The 18636-nt window shown below is 68.0% G+C and carries 17 protein-coding genes; 12 read left to right on the plus strand and 5 right to left on the minus strand.

Going from position 1 to position 18636, the window contains the following annotated elements; translation table 11 throughout:
• Position 1: 1 nt before the first annotated feature.
• Positions 2-697: an alpha/beta fold hydrolase gene (locus ROP_RS24110; protein ID WP_015888619.1), complete on the minus strand. Its 696-nt coding sequence runs from the start codon at positions 695-697 to the stop codon at positions 2-4.
• A gap of 111 nt (positions 698-808) precedes the next feature.
• Between ROP_RS24110 and ROP_RS24115 the strand changes: the two genes are divergently transcribed.
• From ROP_RS24115 to ROP_RS24130, 4 genes are all read left to right on the plus strand, one after another.
• A complete protein-coding gene (locus tag ROP_RS24115) occupies positions 809-2737 on the plus strand; it encodes an FAD-dependent oxidoreductase (RefSeq protein ID WP_015888620.1) in 1929 nt (642 codons plus the stop codon).
• A 109-nt stretch (positions 2738-2846) separates the two neighbouring features.
• The gene (locus ROP_RS24120; protein WP_015888621.1) at positions 2847-3716 is read left to right on the plus strand and encodes a branched-chain amino acid ABC transporter permease; all 870 of its coding nucleotides are present in this window, start codon (positions 2847-2849) and stop codon (positions 3714-3716) included.
• A gap of 5 nt (positions 3717-3721) precedes the next feature.
• Positions 3722-6259 carry a branched-chain amino acid ABC transporter ATP-binding protein/permease gene (locus ROP_RS24125; protein ID WP_015888622.1) on the plus strand — a complete coding sequence of 846 codons (2538 nt, stop codon included), beginning with the start codon at positions 3722-3724 and terminating at the stop codon, positions 6257-6259.
• A gap of 53 nt (positions 6260-6312) precedes the next feature.
• On the plus strand, positions 6313-7107 hold the full coding sequence (locus ROP_RS24130) for an SDR family NAD(P)-dependent oxidoreductase (RefSeq protein WP_015888623.1): 795 nt from the start codon (positions 6313-6315) through the stop codon (positions 7105-7107).
• A 67-nt stretch (positions 7108-7174) separates the two neighbouring features.
• On the opposite strand, the gene ROP_RS24135 is transcribed toward ROP_RS24130, so the two are convergent.
• A complete protein-coding gene (locus tag ROP_RS24135; protein WP_015888624.1) occupies positions 7175-8335 on the minus strand; it encodes an ABC transporter substrate-binding protein in 1161 nt (386 codons plus the stop codon).
• A gap of 189 nt (positions 8336-8524) precedes the next feature.
• Between ROP_RS24135 and ROP_RS24140 the strand changes: the two genes are divergently transcribed.
• Positions 8525-9853: an FAD-dependent oxidoreductase gene (locus ROP_RS24140; protein WP_015888625.1), complete on the plus strand. Its 1329-nt coding sequence runs from the start codon at positions 8525-8527 to the stop codon at positions 9851-9853.
• Between the two features lie 73 nt (positions 9854-9926).
• Positions 9927-11180: a phosphoribosylamine--glycine ligase gene (gene purD / locus ROP_RS24145; RefSeq protein WP_015888626.1), complete on the plus strand. Its 1254-nt coding sequence runs from the start codon at positions 9927-9929 to the stop codon at positions 11178-11180.
• 68 nt (positions 11181-11248) lie between these two features.
• Here purD and ROP_RS24150 read toward each other — a convergent pair whose 3' ends face one another.
• Both ROP_RS24150 and ROP_RS24155 read right to left on the minus strand, forming a co-directional pair.
• Positions 11249-12001, minus strand: a complete 753-nt coding sequence (locus tag ROP_RS24150; protein WP_015888627.1) for a 3-hydroxybutyrate dehydrogenase — start codon at positions 11999-12001, stop codon at positions 11249-11251.
• Positions 11998-13386 (minus strand): MFS transporter, encoded by a 1389-nt coding sequence (locus tag ROP_RS24155; protein ID WP_015888628.1) that lies wholly within the window; start codon positions 13384-13386, stop codon positions 11998-12000. The genes ROP_RS24150 and ROP_RS24155 overlap by 4 nt, the downstream gene beginning before the upstream one ends.
• A 131-nt stretch (positions 13387-13517) precedes the next feature.
• Between ROP_RS24155 and ROP_RS24160 the strand changes: the two genes are divergently transcribed.
• From ROP_RS24160 to ROP_RS24185, 6 genes are all read left to right on the plus strand, one after another.
• Positions 13518-14426, plus strand: a complete 909-nt coding sequence (locus ROP_RS24160) for a LysR family transcriptional regulator (RefSeq protein ID WP_015888629.1) — start codon at positions 13518-13520, stop codon at positions 14424-14426.
• 23 nt (positions 14427-14449) lie between these two features.
• Positions 14450-15616 carry a pyridoxal phosphate-dependent aminotransferase gene (locus ROP_RS24165; RefSeq protein ID WP_015888630.1) on the plus strand — a complete coding sequence of 389 codons (1167 nt, stop codon included), beginning with the start codon at positions 14450-14452 and terminating at the stop codon, positions 15614-15616.
• A gap of 91 nt (positions 15617-15707) precedes the next feature.
• Positions 15708-15995 carry a PLDc N-terminal domain-containing protein gene (locus tag ROP_RS24170; RefSeq protein ID WP_015888631.1) on the plus strand — a complete coding sequence of 96 codons (288 nt, stop codon included), beginning with the start codon at positions 15708-15710 and terminating at the stop codon, positions 15993-15995.
• Positions 15996-16051: 56 nt separating this feature from the next.
• Positions 16052-16471 (plus strand): DUF1707 SHOCT-like domain-containing protein, encoded by a 420-nt coding sequence (locus ROP_RS24175; protein WP_015888632.1) that lies wholly within the window; start codon positions 16052-16054, stop codon positions 16469-16471.
• A gap of 105 nt (positions 16472-16576) precedes the next feature.
• A complete protein-coding gene (locus tag ROP_RS24180) occupies positions 16577-17173 on the plus strand; it encodes a PepSY domain-containing protein (protein WP_015888633.1) in 597 nt (198 codons plus the stop codon).
• Between the two features lie 92 nt (positions 17174-17265).
• Complete coding sequence (locus ROP_RS24185; protein ID WP_015888634.1) at positions 17266-17946, plus strand: DUF998 domain-containing protein; 681 nt, start codon at positions 17266-17268, stop codon at positions 17944-17946.
• Here the strand turns inward: ROP_RS24185 and ROP_RS24190 are convergent.
• Positions 17933-18595: an alpha/beta hydrolase gene (locus ROP_RS24190; protein WP_015888635.1), complete on the minus strand. Its 663-nt coding sequence runs from the start codon at positions 18593-18595 to the stop codon at positions 17933-17935. The genes ROP_RS24185 and ROP_RS24190 overlap by 14 nt on opposite strands.
• Positions 18596-18636 lie beyond the last annotated feature (41 nt).

Raw genomic sequence — 18636 nt, forward strand, 5'->3', positions numbered from 1 at the left:
CCTACGACGCGAGAGCATTGAGCAGCGCAGCAACGCGATCGGGGATCGTGACCATGGCCATGTGGCCGGATTCGAGAAATACGGTGTCGCCGCCGACGACGGCTGCCGAACGCTCCTGCAGTTCCGGTGGGTAGCAGACGTCCTTGGTCAACCGTACGTATGTGCGGGGTATGTCGGCGCGGAGACCGGACAGATCGACCGACTCGGTGAGGAGCGCGCCGCAGTCGTCGACCAGTTGATCGATCGTCCAGCCCGTCTGCTCGGCATCCATGTCGTTACAGAGCATCGCGGCGGCCCCCGTCGGATCCTGGCGGTACACACCGTCTTCTATCGAGGCTTCCACGGCGGTGCGGACGTCCGGGTCGATCTGGTCGATCACCCTTGTGCCGTCGGGCGGGACGACGGCGGAGAGATAGACGACATGCCGTAGTCGGGGAGCGAGTGCCTGCATGACCCGAGGGGCCGTCACGCCCCCGAAGGAGTGCGCGACGAGGACGACGTCGACGAGGTCGGCCGCCTCCACGTCGTCGATGACGGCGGCGGCGCAGTCGTCGAGGGTGACGGACCGCGGGTCGACGGAGTGTCGTCGTCCCCGTCCGGGGAGATCGACTGCGAGAGTGTCCTGTTCGAGCAGGGGGAGGAGTGGCTCCCAGCAGGAGGCGCCCATTCCTGCGCCGTGGACGAGAACGAACGACATGTTGCTCCTCGCGAAATTGAACTGATATCAGTTTGAATCTAAAGAAGTGCCCCTGTGATGTCAATCACCTGTTAGCGTATGAAGTGAATCCAGTTCAGTTAGGAGATCGGGATGACGACACCACGCGCAGCGCAGCCGCTGCAGATCGGCTCGCTACAGCTGGCAAACCGCCTCGTCGGGACGCCGCACGCCTCGGGAGCCGTCGCCGGCGGCATCCCCGCACGCGGCGACGACGACTATTGGCGGCGCTGCGCGGCCGGCGGTGCCGCGATGCTCATCGTCGGCGGCACGGTGGTGTCACCCGGTTCGACCAACCGCAACGGCAACATCACCGAGGCCTGGCGCCCCGAGGTCCTCGCCGGCCTGGAGGCGCGGGCGCGGGCGATCACGGAAGAGGGGGTCGTCGCAGCATGTCAACTGGTGCACCTCGGGCGCGAGACGCTCGGCGCCGAGCTGTGGAGCCATCCCGTCGCGCCGTCCGCAGTCCGCTCGCCGCGCGAACCGACACGTCCTCGCGCCCTCTCTCCCGCCGACGTCGACGACATCGTCGACGCCTTCCGCACGTCCGCCGTCCACGCGTGGTCCGCCGGATTCCCGGTCGTCGAACTGCACGCGGCCCACGGATATCTCCTGGCGCAATTCCTCTCGCCGATCACCAATGTCGGCCGAGACGCCGCGACGGTGTCCCGGCGGGTGCGAATTCTCGACCGCATCGCTTCTGTGGTTCGCGACGCCTGCCCTGGCGTCGTCCTCGGTGTGCGGGTCTCCGCGGAAGGCGACGACGAGGCCGGCCTGAGCATGGACGGGCTCTGCGAGGTACTTCCGCACCTCGCCGGTTTCGACTACGTCAACGTCACGGTCGGCGTCCGCACCACGTACGTCCGCGACATGGCCGTCACCGACCCACCGCTCCTCGACGCGGTCGGTCGGTTGCGTGCCGCTGCGGCGGCACCGCTGCTGGTGTCACAGGCGTTCCGCACCGGCGCCTCCATCGACAGCGCGCTCCGTTCGGGGGCCGACCTCGTCGGCGTGGCACGACCGCTGATCGCGGACCCGAACTTCCCGAGGAAGATACTGACCGGCCGGGAAGCCTCGATCCGACCGTGCGTGTCGTGCAACGAGGACTGCAGGGCCTTCGACCCGGTCCTGCTCTGCTCGGTCAATCCCGAACTCGCGCCGCCCGGCCATGCTGCGCGTCCGGCACACCCGCTGACGCTGGGTCCGACACGCTCGTCGAGGAACCGGCGGCGGATCGCTGTCGTCGGCGCCGGCCCGGCCGGGCTCGAGTGCGCGATGCGGCTCGGGCCCGATCGGGACGTCACACTCTTCGAACAATGCGAGCGGATCGGAGGCCAGCTCGCGGTTGCCGCGGACGCGCCACACCGCAGCGGCTGGCGTCGCCTCCTCGACTACTACTCGGCCAACATGCCGGGAGTCGAGATCCGTCTGGGCCACACGGTGAGCGCCGCCGAACTGGAGGACTTCGACGAGGTGGTCCTGGCCGTCGGCGCAAGGGAAGTGCTCCCTCCCGAAGCGGCGGGGACAAAGTCCCTGCTCTCCTCGCAAGCGCTGGTCGGGGGCGGGGAGTCGCTGCACGGCCACGTCCTGGTGGTCGACGACGGCTTCGGGCTCTGGCCGGCGGCGAGTTCGGTCGAAGCCGCCCTCGCCGCCGGCGCCGACCGGGTCACGGTCCTGACACCGGCCGCGGCCTTCGCGTCGGGTCTGCCCGCCGAAGGCCGGGTCCAGTACCTGCGCCGGCTGTCGGGCGCGCCGGTCGACGTCCGTGTGCTGTCGTCACTCGTCTCGGTCTCGGGCGGCACGGTCGAGTTCGAGAACACCCTGTCGGGGGCGCGGTCGCGGCTCGATGTCGACCGCATCGTCGTCGCCGGTGAGCGGCGCTCGCTCGACTGGTCACTCCTCGTGCCGGAAAGCGCACGCGTGCACGTCATCGGCGATGCGCTCGTGCCGCGCAAGGTCGCCCACGCCGTCGCCGAAGGCCGCTCCGCAGCCTGTGAGTACTTATTAACCACGGGCGGTTAATAAGTACTCACAGGGGTGTGGGGTGTGGTTGCGCTCACACCCGCGGTCGTCTACGTTACTTGAACTGAAGTCAACTCAATTTGAATTCCGGCCGCCCCTCGGAGGCATCGTGGACCAGTTGTTCATCACTTTGACCACCGGCATCGCCAACGGTGCCGTGTACGGTCTCATCGGACTCGGATTGGTCATCATCTTCCGATCCACCGACGTCATGAATTTCGCCATGGCGTCGTTGTCGACCCTCGCCATCTACGTTGCCCTCAGTGCGTACGGGGCCGGCGTAGGCATTGTCGTCGCGCTGGTCGTCGCGGTGGCCTTCGGCGCCCTCAGCGGAGTCGTGGTGCGGGAAGCGCTGATTCGTCCGCTCGGGCAGGGGAAGCTGTTCGCCGCGCTCGTCGTCACGATGGGGCTGTCGATCATCGTCGAACATGTGATCGGCCAGTACTGGGGAGAGCAACCGCGACGATTCCCGCAACTCGTCGACGGCACGATCTCGATCGGCAACTCGAACCTGATGCTGCAGGACCTCGTGACAATCCTGCTCGCCGCGCTGGCCGTGTCGGCCATCGCATACCTGTTCACGCGCACGCCCGTCGGATCTGCGATGCGTGCGGTCGCGGAATCGGCCGAGACCGCGGAGATCATGGGCATCAACGCGCACAAGGTCGCGCGGATCGCGTGGGCTCTCGGCATGGCGCTGGCGGTGCTGGGAGTCTTCTTGTACGCCCCGAAGACCGGGGTGTCGCCGGTGATCCTTGCCCCGGTGTTGTTCCGGGCGTTCGCCGGCATCCTGCTGGGCGGTCTGACGAGCATGTACGGCGCGGTCATCGGTGGGCTCGTCATCGGTGTCCTCGACAACCTCGCTGCGGCCTACATCTCCGCCAGCTTCCGCGACACGTTCGTCTTCTGCGTGGCGGTGCTCGTGCTGCTCATCCGTCCCCAGGGCATCTTCGGCCGCCAAACCTTCGAGAGGGTCTGATATCCATGGTCACACAAGACATCTCGGGTCGGGGTGCAGGACGCCGGGCCCAGCGGCTGTACAGCACCGGTCAACTTCTCGGCGGACCGGCCGCAGCGCTTCTGACAATCGCGGTGCTGTCGGCCGGACTCGTTCCGGGCTATCAGGTCTACACGGTCGGACTTGCCGCGGTGTACGGACTGATCGTCCTGTCCATCTCGCTTCTGGCCGGGTGGACGGGTATCTGGTCGATCGGGCATCCCGCAATGGTCGCGATCGGCGCGTATGCGACGGCCTACGGCAGCAGTCACGGCTGGGGATCGGCCTTCACATCCGTCGTCGCCGTTGCACTGTGTGCAATGCTGGGTGGCTTTCTCGGGTTCGCCGGCTCCCGCTTCTCCGTGCTGTACGTCGCGCTCCTGACGTTGGCGTTCACCTTGGTGACGCTCGAAATCATCGGCGCGTGGAAGAGCGTGACCGGCGGCGACCAGGGCGTGCCGGTCGACGCCTTCGGCGACCTCGTTCCGTCGTCCGACGACGTCACCTACCTGGCCGTCGGAGTCCTCGGTCTCGCCATCACCGTGTCGGTGTTCATGCGCCGCACCACCATTCGCATGCGCATGGTCGCGGCCAAGACGCACCCCCTGGCCGGCAGGTCGATCGGCATCGCTCCCGAACTGCAATCGAGCCTCGGTTTCGCGATCAGCGCGGGTGTCGCGGGTCTGGCGGGTGTGCTCCTTGCCCTGCTGTCGGGCTTCATCAGCCCGGAAGGCTTTTCGATGGTGTTCGCGGTCAACCTGATTGCCGCGACCGTGCTCGGCGGGACCGGCAGCGTGATCGGCGCCGTACTGGGTGGGGCGTTCCTCGCCTCCGCGCCGACGTTGTCGTCGTCGCTGTCGATCGACCAGCCGTACCTGATCGGGGGAGTCCTGATTCTCACCCTGCTGTTCCTCGCCGACGGGATCGTCCCGACGGTCGGAAAGCTGTTGCACCGATTCGTCCCTGCCACGCGGGTACTCGGCCGCCCCACGTTGCCCATGCTTCTCGACACAGCTGAGTCGGGAACGAACACGCCCGCCGGTGGGGCCGCGGCAGCCGTGCTGAAGACGGAGGGGCTCGGTGTTCGATTCGGCGGTCTTCAGGCCGTGCACGACATCGACCTCCGCGTGGGTGCCGGTGAGGTGCTCGCGATCATCGGGCCCAACGGCGCAGGCAAGACGACCTTCGTCAACGCCCTCTGCGGCCTGATCGGTGGCGGCGAAGTCGTGGGAACGATGGAACTCGATGGCCGGCCCCTGCACGGGGTACGCGCCACTCGTCGACGCTCGCTCGGCCTCGGCCGGACCTTTCAGCATGCCGAACTCTTCGCGGAACTGACCGTGCTCGAAAATGTCAGTGTCGTCAACCGCTGGGGGCGCCGGGCCGATCGCGACAGTGCGGTGCGGGTCCTCTCGAGTGTCGGACTGTCCGACCACGTGCACCGACTCCCCGACGAACTGCCGTTCGGGCTGCAGAAACGGGTCGACCTGGCGCGTGCGATCGCCGCGCTGGCCGACAACCCGCGCTTGATGGTGCTCGACGAACCGTTCGGCGGTCTCGACGCGGATGAACGGCACACCCTCGCCGGCCACATCCGGCGACTCTCGAAGGCCGGAACGTCCGTGATCATCATCGACCACGTGCTCGACGACTTGTTCGCCGTCGCAGACCGCGTGGTGGCGTTCGACTTCGGCGAGCTGATCGCCGACGGAACCCCGGACACCGTCCTGCAGAACCGTCAGGTCCGCGACTCGTACCTCGGAAACATCGACACGACTCTGATCGCACCCGCGATCGACCGGACGTCGACTCCGTTGATCTCCGTGCGGGGGATCGAGCACCACTACGCGGGTGTGCAGGCATTGTCCGGCATCGATCTCGACGTGCATGCGGGCGGAATTCTCGGCATCGTCGGCGCGAACGGCGCCGGCAAGAGCACTTTGGGGCGGATCCTGCACGGCGACCTGCAGTCGACCGGCGGCACCCGCACGGTCACCGGCACGGACGCACTGCGCCTCAGCCTGGTTCCCGAGGGGCGCGCGCTGTTCCGCACCCTGTCGGTGCGGGAGAATCTGGAGGTCGCGGCGTACGCCGCAGGAATCTCCGGTCGCACCTTGCGAACTCGGCTCGACGAACTGCGCCAGGGGCTCCCCGAACGCGTCCGCACTCGCATGGACATACCGGCCGGCTCGTTGTCCGGCGGCGAACAGCAACTCGTCGCCATCGCCCGGGCGCTGATGGCCGACCCCGAGGTCCTGATCCTCGACGAACCCGCACTGGGGTTGTCCCCGGCGATGGTCGACGAGGTCTACTCACAGGTCAATGCTCTGGCACGCCGCGGCATCACAACTATCCTGCTCGACCAGTCACTCTCGCGCGCGCTCGAATCCTGCAGCGAGGTAGTCGTTCTGCGTCAAGGTGAGGTCGTCGCGCGCGGTAACAGTGGTACGCCGGAATTCGCCCGGACCGCCGAGGCAGCGTACTTCGGCACGGATATCCCAGCCTCCACCGGTGAACTGCACTGAATTGTCCCGACCTCGTTCGGGCACGGAGAAAGGGGAGTACGGAGAAGATGACTATGTCTCTGACGGCAGGACAGGGCAGGTTCGAGGGGGCGGTCGCCCTGGTCACCGGCGGCGGATCGGGGATCGGGGCGGCCGTCGCCGCACAGCTCGTCGGTGAGGGAGCTTCCCGCGTCTACGTGGCGGATATCGCGGCTGAGAATGTGCGCCGGCGGCACGGCGACGACCCCACGATGATCTCGCGGGTCGACGTGTCCGACCCGGAGGCCGTCGACGCCGTCATGGCGGAGATTCTCGCCGCCGAGGGTCGGCTCGACGTCGTCGTCCATGCTGCCGGCGTGGACGACCCGGAGTCCAAGAAGATCATCACGGACGCCGCCGCCGCGGGCACGCCGATCGACCTGACGGCGAATCTCACCGACGCGCAGTGGCGCCGGGTGATGTCGGTCAATCTCGACGGCACGTTCCACGTGGTCCGCTCCGCGGTGCGGGCGATGAAGCCGAAAGGCGGCGCGATCGTCGTGATCGGGTCGTCGTCGGCGTTCGACACCTTGATCGGATACCCGCACTACGCGGCGTCGAAAGCCGCCGTTCATGCGTTCTGCCAGGCCGTCGCCAAGGAAGTGGTGGCGTTCGGCATCCGACTCAACCTCGTCGCTCCCGGCCCGACGGAGACCGGCATGGCCGCGCGCACACCGGAAGAACTCAAAGTGCAGTGGGTCAACAACACGCCGGTGCCGTATGCGACTTCGGACGAGATCGCGGACAACGTGCTGTTCCTCGCTTCGGAACAGGCGAGGAACGTGGTCGGTGCGGTGCTTCTCAGCAACCGAGGACGCTTCACGGTCTGACTGCTCGCCTTCCACAACAAAGAACGCATCCAGGTCGGGTTTTCCGACCTGGATGCGTTTCGGCGTGCTACTGCGGTGACACGAAGTCTCCGATGGGGACGAATTTGCCACCCTCGACCTGGACTCGGACCACACTGTCGGTGCCGAGATGCTCGTCGGAGCTGAACGTGAGAGGAGGCATCACGCCGGTGTCGAGTGTGCCGCTCGTGGTGATCGCGTCGGTGACGGACTTCGACGTGATGTCGCCGTCGATGCCGGCAAGGATCTGGGCGAATGCTTTGGCCGAGCCATACGTTGCCAGCGAGTAGAAGTCGGGCTTCTCGCCCGGCTTGTACTTCGCGAGCGCCTGCCGGTACTCCTCGACCTCCGGGTTGTCGGCGGTGGGCGGCAGCGTCAGCGACACGGCGCGGAACCCTTCCGCGTTCGCACCCGCGAGGTCGAGCAGGCTGTTACCGATCGTGGGGGAGTAGCCGTAGCTGGGGATCTCGACACCCTGTAGGGCCATCTCGTTGAGGTAGGCCGCGGCCTCCTGGATCGGCAGGATCGTCAGGACCGCATCGGGTGCAGACGAACGGATCTGGGACACGAACGGGCTGTAGTCTGTGGTCCCGAGCTTGACCTCGACCGTCGATACCTGCGCCCCGGCCTTCTCGAGTTCGGCTGTCGCGACCGCGCCCACGTTCACGAATGCGGCTGGATCGTTGCGAATGATGGTGACCTTCTTCGCGCCCTCGTCGAGGGCCCACTGTGCGGCGGCGCGCGCCTGGTTCTCGTAGAGCGTCTGGCTGCCGAACAGGCCGTCCCTCGGCGGGTCGTACCAGGCGGCCGAACCGCCGTAGGTCCCGAAGATGGGGATCTTGTTCTGTTCGAGGACGAACGGGAACGTCGCCTCCGTGGTGGCCGTGCCGTTGGCGCCGACGATGGCGACGACCTTGTCGCGTGAGACCAGTTGTCGCGCCACCTGAATCGTCTGCTGTGGATCGAAGGCATTGTCGACGGGAGTCCACTCGACGGGGCGGCCGTGTATTCCTCCTGCGGCGTTGAGCTGGTCGAAGAACGCCTGGGTGCCGGCCTCCTGAGGAAGACCTCCCGAAGCCTGCGGACCCGAAAGGGGGAGCCATGCACCGAGTTTGATCGGCCCGCCCGGATCGCCGTCGCCGGCTTGCGACCCGCATGCTGTCAACGTCGTGGCGAGTACCACGCCGACGGTGAGAAGAATTTTCCGCACATCCGCTCCTTGAATCGAGTTCAGTTCAACGGATGGTATAGAGGAAATGCTGTGGCGGCAATCACATGGCGATCGGGGGGCCGTTGGATGCGTCCGTCGAGCTACCGAACTCTTGAACTGACTTCAGTTGAGGGGTTACGGTGTTGCGGGCAGTGCCACTGCTCGGTCGAAGGGGATGAGGAACACCAGATGCCAGAAATCGAAACCGACGTACTCGTCATCGGCGCCGGAATGGCCGGGTTGACTGCGGCCGCGCGGGCGGCGACCCGCGGACGGTCGGTCGTCGTCGTCGAGAAGTCCGCGGCGATCGGCGGGTCCGCCCAGTTCGCCGGATATGCCTGGACCGCGCCCTCGCACGAGGTCATGGACGAGGTCAACCCGGACGGTGACCCGGCGTTGTGCCGGGCGCTCGTCGACGGGTTCTCCGACGGGATCGACTGGATCCGGTCGCTCGGCGTCGCCTGCGCGGACGCGGTGACCGTTCTCCGCTACGGAACCGGCCATCAGTTCGACACGAATCACTACATCGACGAGTGTCGCCGGCGAATCCGGAGTCACGGCGGCGAACTGCACGCGGGCGCGGACACCCTCTCGCTGATCACGTCCGACGGCGTCGTCGTCGGTGCGCGCGTGCGGCTCTCGGACGGTACGGAATGTGAAATACGATCCGGAGCAACCATTCTTGCGACCGGTGGATTCCAGGCGAATACCGCACTGGCCGCCGCGCACATCCACCCCGCGGCATCCGAGATGCAACTGCGCTCGAATCCGGTCAGCGCGGGTGACGGACTACGCCTGGCCGAATCCGTCGGCGCAGCGACCGGAACGGATCGGTCCGGCTTCTACGGCCACCTCGTACCGACCGGTGTGCGCTTTCGCGACCCGTCCGATTTCGTGGCGCTGTCGCTCTACTACAGCGAGCATGCGCTGCTGTTCAATCTCGACAACCGCCGGTTCACGGACGAGACGGTCGGGGACCACCTGACGACGATGGACCTGCTCGAACAGCCCGAGTCGCGAGGATTGCTCGTCGCCGACGCGCGGGTCTACCGCGACTGGATCACCGGCAGCTACGTCGAAGGCGCCGCCTCGCTCGACAAGTTCGACCTCGCGCAGCGCCGGGGCGGGCGGTGCGGCATCGCCGAGAACCTGGACGAGTTCGCATACCTTCCCGAGGAGTGGGGCTACGACGGCGTCGCGATCGCGAATCAGATCCGCTCTCTCAAGGCGGTCGGCACGGACGGGCAGCCTCCGCGGAGGTTCGACTCGTCCCCGCTCGACGAGGGCCCGTACTACCTCGTCGAGGCATGCCCGGCGCTGACCTTCCCGTTCCACGGCATCCGCATCGACGAGCACGGCCGTGTCCTCGATTCGGCGGGTGGCACGATCAGCGGCCTGTTCGCCGCCGGATCGGACACCGGCGGGCTCTACAACCGCGCGTACACGGGCGGCATCGCGCCTGCTCTGGTGTTCGGCCTGGCCGCGGCGGACCACGCCACACCCGTGAGTACTTGTTAACCGCCCGCGGTTAACAAGTACTCACGGGGGCGTGCCCACATCACGTTCGGGTGCGGGCCGTAGGCTGACACCCGTGCGCGTACTCGTTATCGGCTCCGGAGCCCGTGAACATGCCCTCCTTCTCGCCCTCTCTCGCGATCCGGGTGTCAGTGCCCTGATGTGCGCGCCCGGCAATGCCGGGATCGGCAAGATCGCCGAGCAGCACTCCGTCGACATCGCGTCCGGGGAGGCGGTGGCGGCCCTCGCGAAGAAGCTGGACGCCGACCTCGTAGTCGTGGGCCCCGAGGTTCCCCTGGTGCTGGGTGTCGCGGACGCCGTCCGTGCGGCGGGCATCGCGTGCTTCGGCCCGTCCGCCGACGCCGCGCGCATCGAGGGTTCCAAGGCGTTCGCCAAGGACGTCATGGCCACCGCCGGCGTGAAGACCGCGCACAGCGAGATCGTCGATTCGCCCGCCAAGCTGGACGAGGCGCTCGACCGCTTCGGTCCCAACTGGGTGGTCAAGGACGACGGCCTCGCCGCAGGCAAGGGCGTCGTGGTCACCACCGATCGGGACGCCGCCCGCGATCACGCGGCCGAATTGCTCGAGAACGGTCACCCCGTTCTCCTCGAATCCTTCCTCGACGGTCCCGAGGTGTCGCTGTTCTGCGTCGTCGACGGCGAGACCGTCGTGCCGCTGCTGCCTGCCCAGGATCACAAGCGCGTCGGAGACGGCGACACCGGACCCAACACCGGCGGCATGGGCGCCTACACGCCGCTCCCGTGGCTGCCCGAGCAGACCGTCACGCAGATCGTCGACGACGTCGTGAAGCCGGTCGCCGCCGAACTCGTCGCCCGCGGGAGCGCCTTCAGCGGCCTGCTGTACGCCGGGCTGGCGATCGGCAAGGACGGCCCGGCCGTCGTGGAGTTCAACTGCCGATTCGGCGACCCCGAGACCCAGGCGGTGCTCGCGCTGCTGAAGAGCCCGCTCGGGGAACTGTTGAACGCGGCGGCCACCGGAACGCTCGATCAGGTCGCGCCGCTCGAGTGGCAGAACGGCTCGGCGGTGACCGTCGTGGTCGCGGCCGAGCACTACCCGGCGACCCCGCGCACCGGCGACGTGATCACCGGCGCCGACGGTGACGGCGTCCTGCACGCAGGCACCAAGCTCGTCGACGATCAGGTGGTTTCCGCCGGTGGACGCGTGCTCAGCGTGGTCGGAGTCGGGGCCGACCTCGACGCGGCCCGCGCGGACGCGTACTCCAAGATCTCCGCGATCAAGCTGCCGGGAAGCCACTTCCGGAAGGACATCGGGCTGGCTGCGGTCGAGGGCCGCATCGCCATTCCCTGAGGTCGAACCATCGAAACAGACGTGCACCCCTGGAGCATCGAGGGGTGCACGTCTGCTTCGTCAGCACGTCACCGGGCCGTCCAGCCTCCGTCGATCGAGTAGGAGGCGCCGGTGACCATGCCTGCGTCGGCGGACGCGAGCCACGCGACGAGGGACGCGACCTCCGCCGGTTCCACCAGTCGTTTGATCGCGCTCTCGGTGAGCATCACCTTCTCGATCACGTCGGACTCGCTGATGCCGTGCACCTGCGCCTGATCCGCGATCTGCTTCTGCACCAACGGGGTCAGCACGTAGCCAGGGTTGACGCAGTTGCTGGTGACCCCGTGCGGACCGCCCTCGAGTGCCGTCACCTTCGACAGTCCCTCGAGCCCGTGCTTGGCGGTGACGTACGCGGCCTTGAACGCCGAGGCGCGGAGCCCGTGCACCGACGACACGTTGACGATGCGCCCGAAACCCGTCGCGTACATGTGCGGCAGGGCGGCACGGATCAGCAGGAACGGCGCCTCGACCATGAGCGTCTGGATGCGCCGGAAGTCCTCGGGGCGGAATTCCTCGATGGGACTGATGGTTTGGATCCCGGCGTTGTTGACGAGGATGTCCGTCTCGAGCCGCAACTCGGTGAGCGGATCGGTGTCGAGGAGGTCGACGTGCCACGCCGTTCCGTCGATCTCGTCGGCGAGGCTCTTGGCGGCCACGTCGTCGAGGTCGGCGACCGTGACGTGGGCTCCGCGCGCCGCCAGCGCCCGGGCGCACGCCGCGCCGATCCCGCTGGCGCCGCCGGTGACGAGCGCGGTGCGCCCGGCCAGGTTCTGCTCGGTCATGCCGGGACCTCGTTCTTCGCGTCCGCCGCCTTCTCGTCCGCCAGGATCTGCGCGTCCGCCGCGTCGATCGACTCGAGCGAGATGCCCTTGGTCTCCCGGGCGACGACGACGGCGACGGCGGTGATCAGGCAGGCGATCGCCAGGTAGATCGCGATCGGAACGGCCGAGTCGTACTTGCTGAGCAGGCTGGCCGCGATGATCGGCGCCAGCGAACCGGCCACGATCGACGTCACCTGGTAGCCGAGGGAGACACCCGAGTACCGCATGCGCGTCGGGAACATCTCGGCCATGATCGCCGGTTGGCCGGCGTACATGAACGCGTGGAACACCAGGCCGATGATGATCGCGCCGAGGATGACGGCGTTGTGCCCGCTGTTCATCATCGGGAAGGCGAAGAAGCCCCACGTGCCCGCGGTGAGCGCGCCGATCATGTAGACGGGACGGCGGCCGATCGTGTCGGAGAGTCGCCCGACGAGCGGGATCACCGCGAAGTGCACGGCATGGGCGATCAGCATCCACCAGAGGATCTGCGCGGTGTCGGTGTGGACGACGACCTTGAGGTACGTAATCGAGAACGTGACCACCAGGTAGTACATGACGTTCTCACCGAAGCGCAGGCCCATCGCCGTCAGCACGCCGCGGGGGTAGCGCTTGAGGACCTCGAAGACGCTGAACGACGTCTCCTTGATGTGCTCCGCTTCCTTCTGCGCCTGGATGAAGATCGGGGCGTCCGTCACCTTGGTGCGGATGTAGTAGCCGACGAGGACGATGACGGCCGACAGCCAGAACGCGACGCGCCAGCCCCAGCTGAGGAAGGATTCGTCGGACAGCGTCGTCGTGAGGATCAGCAGGACGACGGTCGCGACGAGGTTGCCCGCGGGCACGCCGGCCTGCGGCCACGACGCCCAGAACCCGCGGGATTTGTTGGGGCTGTGCTCGGCCACCAGCAGCACCGCGCCACCCCACTCGCCGCCGACGGCGAATCCTTGAATGAAGCGGAGGGTGACGAGCAGGGCCGGGGCCCAGTACCCGATCTGGCCGTAGGTGGGCAGGCAGCCCATCAGGAACGTGGCCGTTCCGACGAGCAGGAGGCTGAACTGGAGCAGTTGCTTGCGGCCGAACTTGTCGCCGAAGTGCCCGAAGACGATGCCGCCGAGCGGCCGGGCGACGAAGCCCACGGCGTAGGTCACGAACGCCGCGATGATCGCGTCGAGTTCGTTGTCGCCCGCCGCGAAGAAGACCTTGCTGAACACGAGCGTGGCAGCGGTTCCGTAGAGGAAGAACTCGTACCACTCGACAACGGTGCCGGCCATGGACGCGCCGACCACCTTCTTCAGCCCGGACGGCGGGGTTTCCTTCGTGTGCGCGGTTTCGTCGACGCTCATCTGTCGCTCCTCGTTACACTCCGTACCCCGTTGTGACTGGGGACACAGTTCATTGGTCCTGTCGAGTATTGATGCATATTTGTGCGCACACAATGACGCAACCTGCAATGGGTATGTGCAAATATGCAGAAATGACCCCCGGAACAGCCTTGCCCAGCGCCGACGACCTCCTCGTCCTGCTCGCGGTGGGGCGGACGGGCCGCTTCAACACCGCCGCCGACGACCTCGGGGTCAACCACACGACCATCTCGCGCCGGATCGCGAGTCTGGAGAAGTGCCTCGGCGGCCGGGTCCTCGTGAAGGCCGCGGGCGGGTGGGAGCTCACCGACCTCGGGCGGCAGGCCCTGACCGCCGCCGAGCGCGTCGAGGCCGCCGTCCACGGACTCGTCGCCGAGCCCGGCGGCGCCGATCACCTCAAGGGCGTCGTCCGCGTCTCGGCGACCGACGGGTTCAGCGCCTACATCGCGGCGCCCGCGGGCGCACTGATCCGCAGCAGGCATCCCGAGGTGTCCGTGGAAATCGTCGCGATCACGCGCCGGGCCTCGCAGCACCGCTCCGGACTCGACATCGAAATCGTTGTGGGCAAACCGCAGGTGCACCGGGCGGAGGCGCTGTGGCTGGCCGACTACACCCTCGGGCTGTACGGTGCGCGGTCGTACCTGGCCGCACACGGCACTCCGACGCGGGTGAGTGATCTGGCCGATCATTCACTCGTCTATTTCATCGACTCGATGCTGCAGGTCGACGAACTCGACCTCGCACGCCGCCTCACCGTCTCGATGCGCGAATCGGTGACGTCGACGAACGTGTTCGTGCACGTCGAGGCCACCCGGGCGTCGGCGGGCATCGGGCTGCTGCCGTGCTTCATGGCCGACCGTCACGACGACCTCGTACGGGTGCTGCCCGGGCAGGTCGAGGCCGAACTGGCGTACTGGCTCGTGGCGCGGCCCGAGTCGCTGCGACGACCGGAGGTCGCAGCGGTGGTGGGGGCGATCCGGGAGACGGTGGAATTGCAGCGGGACGCATTGGCGGGGGAGTGAGCGCGTCACGCTAGCGTCATGGGGTGCGTCCCGAATCCCAGCGGTCCAACATCCAGACCTTCCACGTGATGGACGTGTGGAAGGCCGCCACCGAACGTCAGCGCACCCACGGCGACGTGCTGACCCTGGCGGCGGGGCAGCCGTCCACGCCCGCGCCGCAGCCGGTACTCCGCGCGACGCGGGAAGTGCTCGACGGGCACCTGCTCGGCTACACGGAGACGTTCGGGATCCTGCCGCTGCGGGAGGCGATCGCCGGATATCACGCCGGCAAATCCGGAATCGACGTCGACGCCGAGGACGTCGTCGTGACCACCGGTTCGTCCGGCGCGTTCACGCTGCTGTTCCTCGCCGCCTTCGACGTCGGCGACACCGTCGTGGTGGCCCGCCCCGGCTACCCGGCCTACCGGAACACGCTCGCCGCGCTCGGCTGCACCGTCATCGAGATCGACTGCGGAGCGGACACCCGGTTCCAGCCGACGGTCGCGATGCTCGACGCCCTGCCCGAGCCGCCGGCCGGACTGATCGTCGCGAGCCCCGCCAACCCCACCGGCACCGTCATCGACCCCGGTGAACTGGCCGCCCTCGCCCGCTGGTGCGACGCCCACGGGACGCTGCTGATCTCCGACGAGATCTACCACGGCATCGGATACGGCGAGCAGGCGATGACCAGCTCGTGGGAGACGTCGCGCGAATCCGTCGTCGTCGGCTCGGTGTCCAAATACTTCTCGATGACGGGCTGGCGGCTGGGCTGGATGCTGGTCCCCGAGGGTCTGCGCCGGCCGTTGCAGCGCCTGGCCTCGAACATGACGGTGTGCCCGCCCGCCATCTCCCAGCACGCGGCGATCGCCGCGTTCACCGAGGAATCGAGAGCCGAACTCGACGGCCACGTGCAGCGCTACGCCGTCAACCGGGAGCTGCTGCTCACCGGCCTCCCCGAGCTGGGCATCACCGACCTGGCACCCGCCGACGGGGCGTTCTACGTGTACGCCGACATCGGGCACCTGCTCGGCGGATCCCACGGCGCGACGTCGACCGAATGGTGCTCGCGGCTGCTGCAGGACACCGGTCTGGCGCTGGCTCCCGGCATCGATTTCGACACCGTCCACGGAGACCGGACCGTCCGGCTGTCGTTCGCCGGATCCACGGCGGAGGTCCGGGAATCCCTGGTGCGACTGGGCCGCTGGCTGTAGCCGCAATTCACTGTTGCGGCGGCGCCGCAGCAGTTGTTCGATGGACTTGGGCGCACTGCGTGTTCGGGCGCGCCAGGCAAGGAGAACGGCGATGCTGTACGTCGCGTTGTTCGCATTCGTGTTGTGGGTCCTGTGCTTCGCCGACGCCGTCACCACCGACGACGACCAGTTCCGGAACCTCTCGAAGGAGGGCTGGCTGGTGATCGTGCTGCTGCTTCCGCTCGTCGGCTCGGTGCTGTGGCTCGTGGCCGGGCGGCCACAGAAGATTCCGGGCGATCGGCTGCCTGCCGACCCGGAGGAAGCCGAGTTCGTGCGGCGGTGCCGCGAACGAGCGGAGGAACAGCGGCGGCAAGGTTTCCACGGGCGCGACCAGGAATAGGAGGCCTACACTGTGGCTAGGATTACAGTGTTACATACCAGGCGCGAGGCGACGACATGAGCGACATCAGTCATCCACAGCCACCCCTTCCTGGCGGAGTCCGCATCGGGACCGTGGAACGGGAGCAAGCCGCGGCGGCACTCGCCGAACATTTCGCAGCCGGCCGGCTCGAGACCGACGAGTTCGACGCGCGGGTGCGTGCGGCGTACCTCGCCAAGACCGCCGCCGACCTCGTGCCGCTCTTCGCGGACCTTCCGGACAAGCAGCGCTTCGCGCCCGAACCCGAGCGGATGCGCGTGCGACGCGACCCGGGGCGGGAAGCGGCGGCACTGCGGGTACTCGTGTTCGTCGTGGCCGTCCTCGCCGCGATCCTGTGGGTCGCGCTGGTCCGCGTTCCGCCGCTCGTCTTCCTGCCCATCGTCTGGCTCGTACTCGCTCGGCGCAGCTTCGGGCGGCGGTCGTGCCGAGCGTGGTGAGGGTCTGACCGGGCCGGGAACTGATGAAAACTACCGCGAGGTCGGTTGTGGCTCCCGTACTCTGACAGGCAGGTTTGACGCCTGTCGAGCGATCGAGGAGCCACGATGACCAGCAGAATTGTGCGCTGTGCGAGCCTGATCCCGGTAGTCGCGGCCTCCGCGCTGCTACTGGGCGGATGCGGTTCCGACAGCGGCGACACCCCGTCGACCTCCGCCAGTGCGACGGCGTCCGCCACGGCAGCGATGACCTCGTCGCCGATGACCACGAGCGCGGCAGGGGCCGCGGCGGTCACCAAGGAGCAGGCGGAGCAGACCGCTCTCGCGACGGTCCCGGGCGGCACGGTCGTGAACTCGGAGCAGCAGCAGCGCGACGGTAAGACGGTGTGGCACGTCCATATCCGCGATGCCAAGGGCTGGGACTACGACGTGAACGTCGACGCGGCGACCGGCACGGTGGTGTCCGACAGCCAGGACGGGCAGACCACCACGACAGCCGCACCCGCACCGCCCGCCGGCGCGGTGACACAGCAGCAGGCGGAGCAGATCGCCCTCGCGACGGTCCCGGGTGGCACGGTTGCGAACTCGGAGCAGCAGCAACGGGACGGTAAGACGGTGTGGCACATTCACATCCGGGACGCCAAGGGCTGGGACTACGACGTCAACGTCGACGCGGCGACCGGGGCCGTCCTTCCCGACAACTGACCGCAGTAGGTAGAACGACTCAGGTGACCGCCTCTCGAAGATGGGTACGTTGCCCGATGCCGGGGCGGTGACGTCGCCCTAGCGTCGATGTCATGGTCACCACGTCGGTTCTCGTGTTCCACCCCGGCTTCCAGCGGTGGGCGGCCCGCGCGGGCGTCGCGGGACCGGTGCTGTTCACCGCGGGATTTCTCGTCCAGGAGGCATTCCGCCGGGACGACTACAGCCGGATCGCCGACCCGATCAGCGCTCTCGAGGCGGACCCGAGCGGCTGGGTCCAGCAGCTGAACTTCCTCGTGTTCGCCGTGCTGCTGACGATCTTCGCGGCCGGACTGCACCGCGGCATCGCGGCGACGCGATTCGGCTGGGCCGGGCCCGCTCTGCTCGGGACGGCAGCGGTCGGGCTGATCCTCGCCGCGGTGTTTCCGTTACGCGAGGATCCGGCGGGGGAGCCCTACGACCCGGGCCTTCACGTGATCTCGGGGGTCACCTTCTTCTCCAGCAGCGCCCTCGCACTCGTCGTGCTGTCGCGCCGATTCGCCGCCGATCCGCGGTGGCGCGGCCTGGTGTCCTATGTCGCCGTCACCGGTGTGATCGGCCTGGGCTGCTTCGTGATGCTGGGCCGGTGCGCGATGCCCGCAGGCGCCCCGCTGCACGACGTCGCCGGACTTCTGCAACGCTGCACCCTGCTCCTCGTGACGTTCCCGGCACTGGTGACGATCGCCCTGCGGCTCCGTCGCCTCGCCTGCCGGCCGCCGGCACTCATCCGGTCGTGAACACCGGCACCTGCACTCGCGTCAGGCAACTCGTGTCGTAGCTGCCGGTCGGCTGCTCGAGGAAGCCGACCGTGACGGCCGGGGCGCAGTCCGAGGACTGCAGCACGTCGTGGCCGAGTCCGGGGAACTCGAGCACCTCGGACCGCGACAGGGTGTCGGCAGCGGTGCGCGCCTGCGACGGCGGGGTGACGGCGTCGAGCGATCCGGTGAGCAGCAGGGTCGGCACGTCGCTTCTCGTGGTTTCGTGCACACGTGCGTCGGATGCGGGCACGTCCCAGACGCCGCAGTCGTCGAAGATCCGGGCGGCCTGCGGCACGAGCGACAGCACGGAGTCCGGGAACTGCGGCGGCGCGGCCTTCGCTTCGGCCCGGACCTGCTCACGGTCGGTGAACGCCGTCTGCTCACCGCAGAACACCCCGAACGTCAGTCCGTAGCCGATGAGTCCGGGCGGTGTCACCGTGCCGAGCAGTGCGGTCGCCGCCGGGACGCCGTCGCCGGTGGCGGTCGCGTGGACGAGCGCGGGAAGTCCGGCGTAATTGCCCGGCGCGAGGCTCTGCTGGATGACCAGATTGGCGAAGGTGTACCCGTCGAGCACGACGCGTCTGCCGGACAGGTCGACGGTCAGCGGCGAGGCGGCCAGCCGGTTCACGGTCGCGGTGAACCGGCTGGCCCGGGTAGGCGGCGGCGCAC

Source organism: Rhodococcus opacus B4, assembly GCF_000010805.1.
GTDB lineage: Bacteria > Actinomycetota > Actinomycetes > Mycobacteriales > Mycobacteriaceae > Rhodococcus_F > Rhodococcus_F opacus_C.

Coding starts and splice junctions, on each gene's coding strand:
- ROP_RS24110 (WP_015888619.1), bottom strand. CDS start 697: ATGTCGTTCGTTCTCGTCCACGGCGCAGGAATGGGCGCCTCCTGCTGG.
- ROP_RS24115 (WP_015888620.1), top strand. CDS start 809: ATGACGACACCACGCGCAGCGCAGCCGCTGCAGATCGGCTCGCTACAG.
- ROP_RS24125 (WP_015888622.1), top strand. CDS start 3,722: ATGGTCACACAAGACATCTCGGGTCGGGGTGCAGGACGCCGGGCCCAG.
- ROP_RS24130 (WP_015888623.1), top strand. CDS start 6,313: ATGTCTCTGACGGCAGGACAGGGCAGGTTCGAGGGGGCGGTCGCCCTG.
- ROP_RS24140 (WP_015888625.1), top strand. CDS start 8,525: ATGCCAGAAATCGAAACCGACGTACTCGTCATCGGCGCCGGAATGGCC.
- ROP_RS24150 (WP_015888627.1), bottom strand. CDS start 12,001: ATGACCGAGCAGAACCTGGCCGGGCGCACCGCGCTCGTCACCGGCGGC.
- ROP_RS24155 (WP_015888628.1), bottom strand. CDS start 13,386: ATGAGCGTCGACGAAACCGCGCACACGAAGGAAACCCCGCCGTCCGGG.
- ROP_RS24160 (WP_015888629.1), top strand. CDS start 13,518: ATGACCCCCGGAACAGCCTTGCCCAGCGCCGACGACCTCCTCGTCCTG.
- ROP_RS24170 (WP_015888631.1), top strand. CDS start 15,708: ATGCTGTACGTCGCGTTGTTCGCATTCGTGTTGTGGGTCCTGTGCTTC.
- ROP_RS24175 (WP_015888632.1), top strand. CDS start 16,052: ATGAGCGACATCAGTCATCCACAGCCACCCCTTCCTGGCGGAGTCCGC.
- ROP_RS24180 (WP_015888633.1), top strand. CDS start 16,577: ATGACCAGCAGAATTGTGCGCTGTGCGAGCCTGATCCCGGTAGTCGCG.
- ROP_RS24185 (WP_015888634.1), top strand. CDS start 17,266: ATGGTCACCACGTCGGTTCTCGTGTTCCACCCCGGCTTCCAGCGGTGG.